Origin of the sequence: Candidatus Proelusimicrobium excrementi (assembly GCF_937881865.1) — a bacterium.
GTDB classification, from domain to species: Bacteria; Elusimicrobiota; Elusimicrobia; order Elusimicrobiales; family Elusimicrobiaceae; genus Proelusimicrobium; species Proelusimicrobium excrementi.
This window is the reverse complement of sequence record NZ_CALGEO010000106.1, coordinates 1-8,202: the sequence shown is the minus strand read 5'-3', so window position 1 is coordinate 8,202 and position 8,202 is coordinate 1. Positions and strand designations below refer to the sequence as shown.

Here is an 8,202-nt window from a genome sequence, read left to right as displayed (position 1 = left end):
GAGTTAACAGCGTGAAAGAATTTAACCAGCGTGGACTTACGGATTTGAGCCGGATTTGCGTTTTTGAGGAAGGAGGTATACTAAGTATGATGCCGCCGAAGGCGGCGCAGTATCCGACTGAGTAAACAATGCAAAGCCGGCCAAATACGGAAGTCTGCTAGCCGTGAGTACGAAACATCTCGCGAGCAAAGAGCCTCAATTTACACAAAAATAGAAAATTGTTAGCCGTGAGCAAGAAAGATAGACCGAGTTAAAAGAAAAACAAACACAAAAAACACGGGGCCTAACCCGGCCCCGCAAATTCTCGCCTAACTACTTCCACTTCTTCAGGCCGGGATACAAAACTTCCTCCAGCTTCCGATCCTCTCCGTTTAAAATTTCCATATTAATGGCCAAAATATAAAGTTTATCCTTAATTATATCCTGCCAGCCTTCCGGAAATTTTACATAATCCTTAAACGTGGTAATCAAAGGCAGAGGCCCGCGGGAAGAGGCAAAAGTTTCCATTTGTTCAATAGTATATGTGCTGTGATCGGGGAAACGCCAAGTCTGTTTGAGTTCCAGGCCCAAATTCCTTAAAGTCTGCTCAAAGCTGGAGTGATCGCCGATTGCGGAAAAAGCCACGGCCGGGCCTTTTAAATCTTTAAGAGGCACTTTCGTTTTGGCGGTAACGTCAAAATAATAATCGGGCTTGTGTATTGCTTCTATTATTTCTATTTCGTCATTAATCAGGCGAATACTGTCTTTAATATCCTCTCTTTCCCGCTGGGAAACCAAATCGCTGTGGGTTATTACCACTAAAGAAGCTCTCTTTAAAGCGGTTGCCGGCTCACGCAAAGTGCCGAGCGGAAGCAAAGCCTCCCCGCCGAAGGGGTTTACCGCATCTATAAGCACGATATTAGCGTCCCTTTTAAGGCGGTGATGCTGCATACCGTCATCAAGAAGTATAACTTGGCTCCTGAATTGTTTTACGGCTTCGGAAGCGGCGGCGTACCTGTCGGAGCTGACCACTACCGGCACTTTATCTTCCGCCAAAAGCTGGCTCATCATATAAGGTTCATCCCCGCTTTCTTTCCAGTTAAGCAAATCTTTGTCAAAAAGAACCACCACTTCATTCTTTTTTTGGCTTCTTTTGTACCCGCGGGAAACAACAGCCGTCCTTATGCCGGCTCGGCTTAATTTTGAAGCGCACAAAAGCACCGCCGTAGTTTTACCGGTACCGCCGGCGGTGATATTGCCTATGCACACTACGCGGCTGTTTACGGCCTTTTGTTTGCGCCAGCCTTTTTTATAAGCAAAAAGCGTCGCTTTGACGCCAAGCCCGTAAACGAAAGCGGCAAAAGAGAGCAGCAAACGCCCGGCGGAATTATTTAAAAGGTTTTCTCTTAATTTAATAAAATCCATAAAAATTCTCCTGTCGTTATATTATATTATTTTACAGACCGGCAAGGAACAATTATCCTTTTTAAAACCTCTCTCCGTCGTAAAAACGGCGGCCGCAAAAGGCCGGCAAATAAAAGCCCCAATAATAGCCCTTTTTGATATAATCTATTATATGCAAAATTTCAACTTCTACTGCCAGTATTTGGGGCTAAAGGCATTGATTCTGCTTATCCGTTTAATGCCGTGGGGAATTGCCCTCAAATTCGGAGAGGTTCTAGGCCGGCTCATCACTTTGGTAATGCCCAAACGCTTTAAGAGAACCAAAGAAGACATCAAAAAAGCTTTCCCTTCAAAATCTCAAAAAGAAGTAGACCAAATAGCTTTAGAATCATGGCGGAATATAGGCAGGCTCTCGGCGGAATTTGTAAAAGCCGCTTATATGGATAAGGAAGAAATACTTTCCAAAGTGGAGATTATCGGCTTGGAAGAAGTTGCGGAGCGCAACGCGGCCGGCAAAGGCTGCATATTGCATTTAGGCCATTTTACCAACTGGGAAATAGCCGGTTTGGTGGTAAGCGTTTTATTTAAAAACGTATGTTTTATAGCAAAACCTCAAACCAATCCTTATGTTGATAAAGAGGTCAACAGGCTGCGCTCCATACTGGGCGCGCGCTACATAAGCGCGTATAATCCTTTCTTTTCCTGCTTTAAAGCTTTGAAAAAGGGCGGGCTGATTTCAATTTTGAGCGATCAAAGCGTACACGCCTCAAAGCTCTATATGCCGTTTTTGGGACGCGCGGCGGAAGTAGCCCCGCTGACGGCGGTATTATCCATTAAAGCGCAGGTTCCCGTATACGCCATAAGGATATACAGGCGCGGCGGGAAAATAGTCTTTGAAAAGACCGAAACCATACTCCCCCCGCAAACGGAATATTCTCATAAAGTGGTTTTTGATTATACGGTACTCTTAAAATCCAAATTGGAAGAGTTTATCAGGCTTGCGCCGGAAACTTGGCTTTGGGGGCATAACCGCTGGAAACGCGAAAAAGACTGTATAGAAGCCATGAAACTCCAGGAAAAAGAATCTGGAGTCCAAACCAAAAACGGCGGGGAAGCGTAAAATGAAATTCAAAGCGATTTTAATGGACAGGGACGGAACCGTCATTAAAGAAAAACCGGGCACTTACCTTTGCGACCCTAAAGGCGTGAAGCTCTACAAAAACACTTTAAAAGCCTTCAGATTGTTCAAAGAAATGGGCTATAAGCTGTTTATAGTTTCCAATCAATCGGGCATAGGCCGGGGATACTTCGGCGAAGAGGCGGTAAAAGCCGTCAACGGAAGGATGTTAAAACTCCTTGAAAAAGCCGCCGATATCGACGGCGTTTATTATTGCCCTCACGCCCCCGGCGAAAATTGTTCTTGCCGCAAACCCGCGCCGGGAATGGGCCTTAAAATAATTAAAGATCATAACATAGATCCGAAGCTTTCTTTTATGATAGGCGATAAAAAATCCGACGTTGACTTTGCCGAAAATATCGGCATGGAAGGCATATTGGTGCTTACGGCCAACGGCAAAAAACAGCGTGCGAAATACGCCGACAAACTGAAAAACGTAAAAATCTGCCTGGATATTTACGGAGCGGCCAAATATATTAAGGAGATTTCGAAATGAGATTTTTATTTATATTGCTTATAACGGCGGTTTTGACCGCGCCGGGCTGCGGCTTAAAAAATAAAAAGGACGACGGCCTCCAAACAAAAAACGCTGAACAAACACAGCCGCAGGAAAGTTCTTCCGCGGAAAAATCCGCCGCGCCCGCCCAAGAAAACGACTCCGCCGAACCCGCAACATTTGCCCAATCAGTTATAAAGTTTTTCTCGCCGTCCCCCTCCCCTTCCGCGAAAAAGGCCGAAGAGGAAAAAGCCAAACAAACGTCTTTAACCAAATCCGGAAATTCCGAAAAACAAGCGGAACTCTCAGACGAAACCCAGCCTAAAGAAGCGCAGCCGGCGCAGGAAGAGGAGCCGCAATTCCCCGAATATAACGCCGCGGACGACCCAAAAGCCATAATCTTAAAAACCGAAGACGGAAGATTGACTTCCCCTTTCTATTTCTCCGAAGATGCAAAGCCGGAACAAACGAAAAATCTTAAAAAACCCGTTTGGCTCGGCGAAACGCTTAAATATAATGTAGGGTGGTCCTTCATAGTGGCGGGAACAGCAACCCTCACCACTGGCAGAATAGTGGATAATAACGGCGTTTTGGCTTATGAATTAAGGGCGGATGCAAAATCCCACAGCATAATTGACGCCGTATTTAAAGTAAGGGATATAAACATTTCCTGGCTGGACGTAAATTCTCTTAAATCTCTGGGCTACTGGCAAAGCGTAAGGGAAGGCAAATACGCACGCGACGAATGGCTTATCCTGGATTATAATTCCCACACTTACAACAATCACAAACAGGACAAACAAGGCAACGTTAAGACCCAGCAGCTCACTTTTACCGGCGACTCAGTTTTTGATATGCTTTCCTCGCTTTATTACGTCCGCCTGCAGCCTCTGCCGGAAAAGGGCGTCGTATATTTTGATATTATCAACCGCAAGCAGCAGTATCCTTTAAAAGTTACGGTACTGGGCAAGAAAAAGGTTAAAGTAAAAGCGGGCGAATTTAATTGTATAGTTGTGGAACCGCAATTCAGCGGCGAAGGTATTTTTATATCAAAAGGCAAAAGCCTGAAAGTATGGCTTACCGATGACGAACGCCGGCTGCCGGTCAAAATGGCGGCGGAAGTTTTCATCGGCAGCGTTACGGCCGAACTTGCCGAATATTCCGTCCAAACCGGGGAAAGTTCCGAAGAGCAAAAAGCCGGTTAATTTTTAAGGAGATTTTTATGTCCCAGCAAAACAAACAGCATTTTATTGATATTATAGACCGCTTTAAAGGCAAGGAAATTATTGTTATAGGCGATATCATGCTGGACCAATTCGTAAAAGGTTCGGTAAGCCGCATTTCGCCGGAAGCCCCGGTGCCGGTAGTCAATGTGGAAGAAGAGGATTTCATCGCCGGCGGAGCGGGGAACGTCGCCGTTAATTTGGCCGTATTGGGCGCAAAGCCCAAGATTCTTTCCGTAATAGGCAATGACGTTAAAGGTTCAATCCTAAAAAACTATCTCGCCGATAAAGGCGTCGACGTAAAAGCCTTGGTTACGGACTGCAACCGCCCGACTACGCAGAAAGTCCGCATAATAGCGGAACGCCAGCAAGTCGTCAGAGTGGACAGAGAAAGCAAAGAAAGGGTCTGCCCGCCGGTAGCAAAAGAGTGCATGTCCAACTTTAAGAAAGCCGTAAAAAAGGCCAAGGGCGTGGTAATGTCGGACTACGGCAAAGGTATGCTTTCGGACCATAATATAGAAGAAATCATAAATATCTGCCGCAAAGAAAATATCCCAGTATGCGTCGACCCGAAAATAGACAATTTCCTTAAATACAAACGCATAACATGTATGACGCCCAATACCAAAGAAGCCTGGGAAGGGATGGGCCTGCCCCCCAAAAAAGACAATGAAGCCATTTTGGATTTGGGCAAAAAGATTTTAAAAACTTTGGATGCGGAGTCCATTTTGATTACCAGAAGCGCGGAAGGCATGAGCCTTTTTGAAAAGGGCGCCAAAACCAAAATCACGACGATTAAAGCCACCGCAAAGGAAGTTTTCGACGTAACCGGCGCGGGCGATACTGTAATTTCGGTATTGACTTTGGCTTTGGCCTGCGGCGCTTCTCTGGCGGATTCCGCCTATATCGCAAACAAAGCGGCTGGCATAGTCGTAGCCAAACTCGGCACGGCGACGGCCTCCGCAGAAGAAATAAAAGAGGTATTATGAACAACGTTATAATTGTTATCCCGGCCAGATACGGATCTACAAGATTTCCCGGCAAGCCTTTGGCTGAATTACAAGGCAAACCTATCATACAATGGGTTTACGAAGCCTGCAAAAAAGCGAACTGCGGCGAAGTGATTATCGCCACCGAGGACGAACGCATTACCTCGGCCGCCGCAAGCTTCGGCGCAAAAGCCGTAATGACTTCCGCCGACTGCCAAAGCGGCACGGACAGAATTTATCAGGCTACGAAAGGCTTGGGAGCCGATTACGTAATAAACGTACAGGGCGATGAGCCTTTCGTTCAGCCGGAAACCATAAAAGCCGTGGTGGAACTTGTGAAAAATGACGACAAAACCGATATTTCCACAGCCTGTATGCCGGTAACCGACGCGGATATCATCAACAATCCCAATCACGTAAAGGCGGTGCTCGCCAAAGATATGAGAGCTTTATATTTTTCCCGTTCGCCGATTCCTTACAAAAGGGAAAAGACGCCCGAATCGGAAAAAGCCCCTTACTACCTGCACTGCGGCATTTACGGCTACAAAATAAAAGCTTTGGAACAATTTGTAAAATTGCCTGTAAGCCCGCTTGAGAATTTGGAAAAGCTTGAGCAGTTGCGCGCATTGGAAGCCGGCATGACAATAAAATCCGCTTTGATAAATAAAGCCGGCCCCGCCATTGATACGCCCGCGGATTTGGAAAGGGCGAAAGAATTTGCAAAAAATTTATAAGGAGTTTGTGAAATGTCAAAATTTATATTCGTTACCGGCGGGGTGGTAAGCTCCCTCGGCAAAGGCATAACCGGGGCCAGCTTGGCAAAACTTTTACAGTTAAGGGGCTTTAAAGTAAACATGATTAAGTGCGACCCTTACATAAACATAGACCCCGGCACTTTGAGCCCTTACCAGCACGGGGAAGTGTTTGTTACGACCGACGGCGCGGAAGCCGATTTGGATTTGGGCACTTATGAAAGATTCTTAGACGTCCCCATGACCAAAGCCAACACCAACACCGCCGGCGGAATATATCAAACCGTAATAGATAATGAACGCCGCGGCGATTATAACGGCGTAACCGTACAGGTAATACCGCATATCACCAATGAAATCAAAAAACGTTTCGCCGCTTTTGACAAAGATTTTGACGTTACGATTATAGAAATAGGCGGCACCGTCGGTGATATTGAGGGCCTGCCCTTTTTGGAAGCCGCAAGGCAGTTCCGCGTGGAGCGCGGGCGCGACAATGTAATGTCTTTGCACGCCACTTTGGTGCCTTATATCGCTTCCGCCGGCGAACTTAAAACCAAGCCGACGCAGCATTCCGTCAACAAACTGCGCGAAATAGGCATAGAGCCCGACGTTTTGGCCTGCCGCACGGAACACCCGATTTCGGACTCGATGAAAAACAAACTCTCGCTGTTTTGCAGCGTAGAACCCGCCGCCGTAATAGAAGTTATGGACGCGCCTTCAATTTACCTTGTCCCGGAAGAACTTGAAAAGCAAGGCCTTACCGATTTGGTAATTAAAAGATTGGGGCTTAAAGCCAAAAAGAAAAACGACGGAGCTTGGTTTGATTTTATACGCAAAGCCACTTCCCCCAAGAAGCAGATTACAATCGGCATAGCCGGCAAATACGCCGAACTTAAAGACGCATATAAATCCGTTGCCGAATCATTGTATTTGGCGGGGATGTCAAACAAAGTATCGGTAAAAGTGAAATATATTAATACGCAGAAAGACGCCATACCCGCCGCTTTAAAAGGATTGGACGGCGTTATAGTGCCGGGCGGATTCGGCAAACGCGGCATTCCCGGCAAAATAGAAACCATAAAATACGCCAGGGAAAACGATTTGCCTTTCCTGGGGATATGCCTGGGTATGCAATGCACAGTCATTGAAGCGGCGCGCAACCTTGCGGGCCTTAAAGGCGCGGATTCCATCGAAATCAACCCCGACACAAAATACCCCGTAGTGGCTATGATGGAAGCGCAAAAACAAATAAAGAAACTCGGCGGAACCATGCGCCTTGGCAATTACAGCGCGAAAATCAAAAAAGGCACTTTGGCGCATAAACTCTATAAAAAAGACGCTATAGAAGAACGCCACCGCCACCGCTATGAGTATAACCCGGAGTTTGTCCCCCAACTTGAAGAATGCGGCCTTAAAGTAAGCGCGTGGCATAAGGATATTCTGCCGGAAATAGTGGAATACCCAAAACATCCGTTCTTTATAGCGGTGCAGTTCCACCCGGAATTCGCCAGCAGGCCTTTAAAACCGCATCCGCTCTTTGACGGGCTTGTAAAAGCCGCTTTAAAGCGTCATAAATAGGATTATTTGAGTTTTTCGGCTGCGTATAGCTTTCGGTGCGGCCAAGAACCAAAATATGATAACAGATAAAATTTCCCCCGGACTGAAAAATCACTCCGGGGGATTTAGTTGTTGTGTTTTTGCAATCCCCGGCTATGCCGGGGGTTTCAAAAACACAACAAAAAGGGGAACCTGTTAAGGCTCCCCTTAGGAGGGTACTATATGTTTATAGTACCAAAGCTTTGTTACTGTACCTCTAAACCTAATGAAGCACAGATACCGCTTACGGAAGCTACACCAGAGCCAACATTGTCTGTGCAAGTAATTTTACCGGTATAGTAATTTCTTTTTAAAGTATAGCCTGAAGAACCTTTCCTAGTTGCTGTAATTTCACCATTTGGCGGAACACCCGCTTCAGAAACTTGAAAGTCAAAGTTGTTAGAATCCCAAGTGTTACCAGTTACAGTAGTTCCGGAAGTATCTGCAATTTCAATATCCAAGCTAGATAAATTACCAGGATACTGATTATCTTTGGAAACAAGTCTCGCTCTTTCCATAGCGGCTGAAATTGAACCCATAATGGACAAGGCTTCAGTAGCTCTGGATTTTTCCACCGCTTTAAAAT

General features: G+C 46.0%; 8 protein-coding genes. 6 read left to right on the top strand and 2 right to left on the bottom strand.

Features of this window, described 5'->3' with window-relative positions:
* Nucleotides 1–312: 312 nt before the first annotated feature.
* On the bottom strand, nt 313–1,404 hold the full coding sequence (lpxK, locus tag ACQY26_RS04715) for a tetraacyldisaccharide 4'-kinase (protein ID WP_428047981.1): 1,092 nt from the start codon (nt 1,402–1,404) through the stop codon (nt 313–315).
* 151 nt (nt 1,405–1,555) lie between these two features.
* On the opposite strand from lpxK, the gene ACQY26_RS04710 reads away from it, so the two are divergent.
* From ACQY26_RS04710 to ACQY26_RS04685, 6 genes are read left to right on the top strand one after another with little or no spacing between them, the layout of a single operon-like run.
* The gene (locus tag ACQY26_RS04710) at nt 1,556–2,503 is read left to right on the top strand and encodes a lysophospholipid acyltransferase family protein (RefSeq protein WP_428047979.1); all 948 of its coding nucleotides are present in this window, start codon (nt 1,556–1,558) and stop codon (nt 2,501–2,503) included.
* A gap of 1 nt (nt 2,504) precedes the next feature.
* Nucleotides 2,505–3,056 (top strand): D-glycero-alpha-D-manno-heptose-1,7-bisphosphate 7-phosphatase, encoded by a 552-nt coding sequence (locus ACQY26_RS04705; RefSeq protein WP_428047978.1) that lies wholly within the window; start codon nt 2,505–2,507, stop codon nt 3,054–3,056.
* On the top strand, nt 3,053–4,261 hold the full coding sequence (locus ACQY26_RS04700; RefSeq protein ID WP_428047977.1) for a DUF3108 domain-containing protein: 1,209 nt from the start codon (nt 3,053–3,055) through the stop codon (nt 4,259–4,261). Before ACQY26_RS04705 ends, ACQY26_RS04700 begins: the two co-directional genes overlap by 4 nt.
* A 17-nt stretch (nt 4,262–4,278) precedes the next feature.
* Entirely contained in the window at nt 4,279–5,268 is a 990-nt protein-coding gene (gene rfaE1, locus ACQY26_RS04695; protein WP_428047976.1) for a D-glycero-beta-D-manno-heptose-7-phosphate kinase, read from the top strand.
* Nucleotides 5,265–6,002 carry a 3-deoxy-manno-octulosonate cytidylyltransferase gene (kdsB, locus tag ACQY26_RS04690; RefSeq protein ID WP_428047975.1) on the top strand — a complete coding sequence of 246 codons (738 nt, stop codon included), beginning with the start codon at nt 5,265–5,267 and terminating at the stop codon, nt 6,000–6,002. The genes rfaE1 and kdsB overlap by 4 nt, the downstream gene beginning before the upstream one ends.
* A gap of 12 nt (nt 6,003–6,014) precedes the next feature.
* On the top strand, nt 6,015–7,598 hold the full coding sequence (locus tag ACQY26_RS04685; RefSeq protein WP_428047974.1) for a CTP synthase: 1,584 nt from the start codon (nt 6,015–6,017) through the stop codon (nt 7,596–7,598).
* A gap of 224 nt (nt 7,599–7,822) precedes the next feature.
* Here ACQY26_RS04685 and ACQY26_RS04680 read toward each other — a convergent pair.
* A partial coding sequence (locus tag ACQY26_RS04680; RefSeq protein ID WP_428047973.1) for a hypothetical protein occupies nt 7,823–8,202 on the bottom strand: 380 nt, incomplete at its 5' end.

What these genes read in the sequence shown, in the direction of transcription:
- lpxK (WP_428047981.1), bottom strand. Translation starts at nt 1,404, where the DNA reads ATGGATTTTATTAAATTAAGAGAAAACCTTTTAAATAATTCCGCCGGG.
- ACQY26_RS04710 (WP_428047979.1), top strand. Translation starts at nt 1,556, where the DNA reads ATGCAAAATTTCAACTTCTACTGCCAGTATTTGGGGCTAAAGGCATTG.
- ACQY26_RS04705 (WP_428047978.1), top strand. Translation starts at nt 2,505, where the DNA reads ATGAAATTCAAAGCGATTTTAATGGACAGGGACGGAACCGTCATTAAA.
- ACQY26_RS04700 (WP_428047977.1), top strand. Translation starts at nt 3,053, where the DNA reads ATGAGATTTTTATTTATATTGCTTATAACGGCGGTTTTGACCGCGCCG.
- rfaE1 (WP_428047976.1), top strand. Translation starts at nt 4,279, where the DNA reads ATGTCCCAGCAAAACAAACAGCATTTTATTGATATTATAGACCGCTTT.
- kdsB (WP_428047975.1), top strand. Translation starts at nt 5,265, where the DNA reads ATGAACAACGTTATAATTGTTATCCCGGCCAGATACGGATCTACAAGA.
- ACQY26_RS04685 (WP_428047974.1), top strand. Translation starts at nt 6,015, where the DNA reads ATGTCAAAATTTATATTCGTTACCGGCGGGGTGGTAAGCTCCCTCGGC.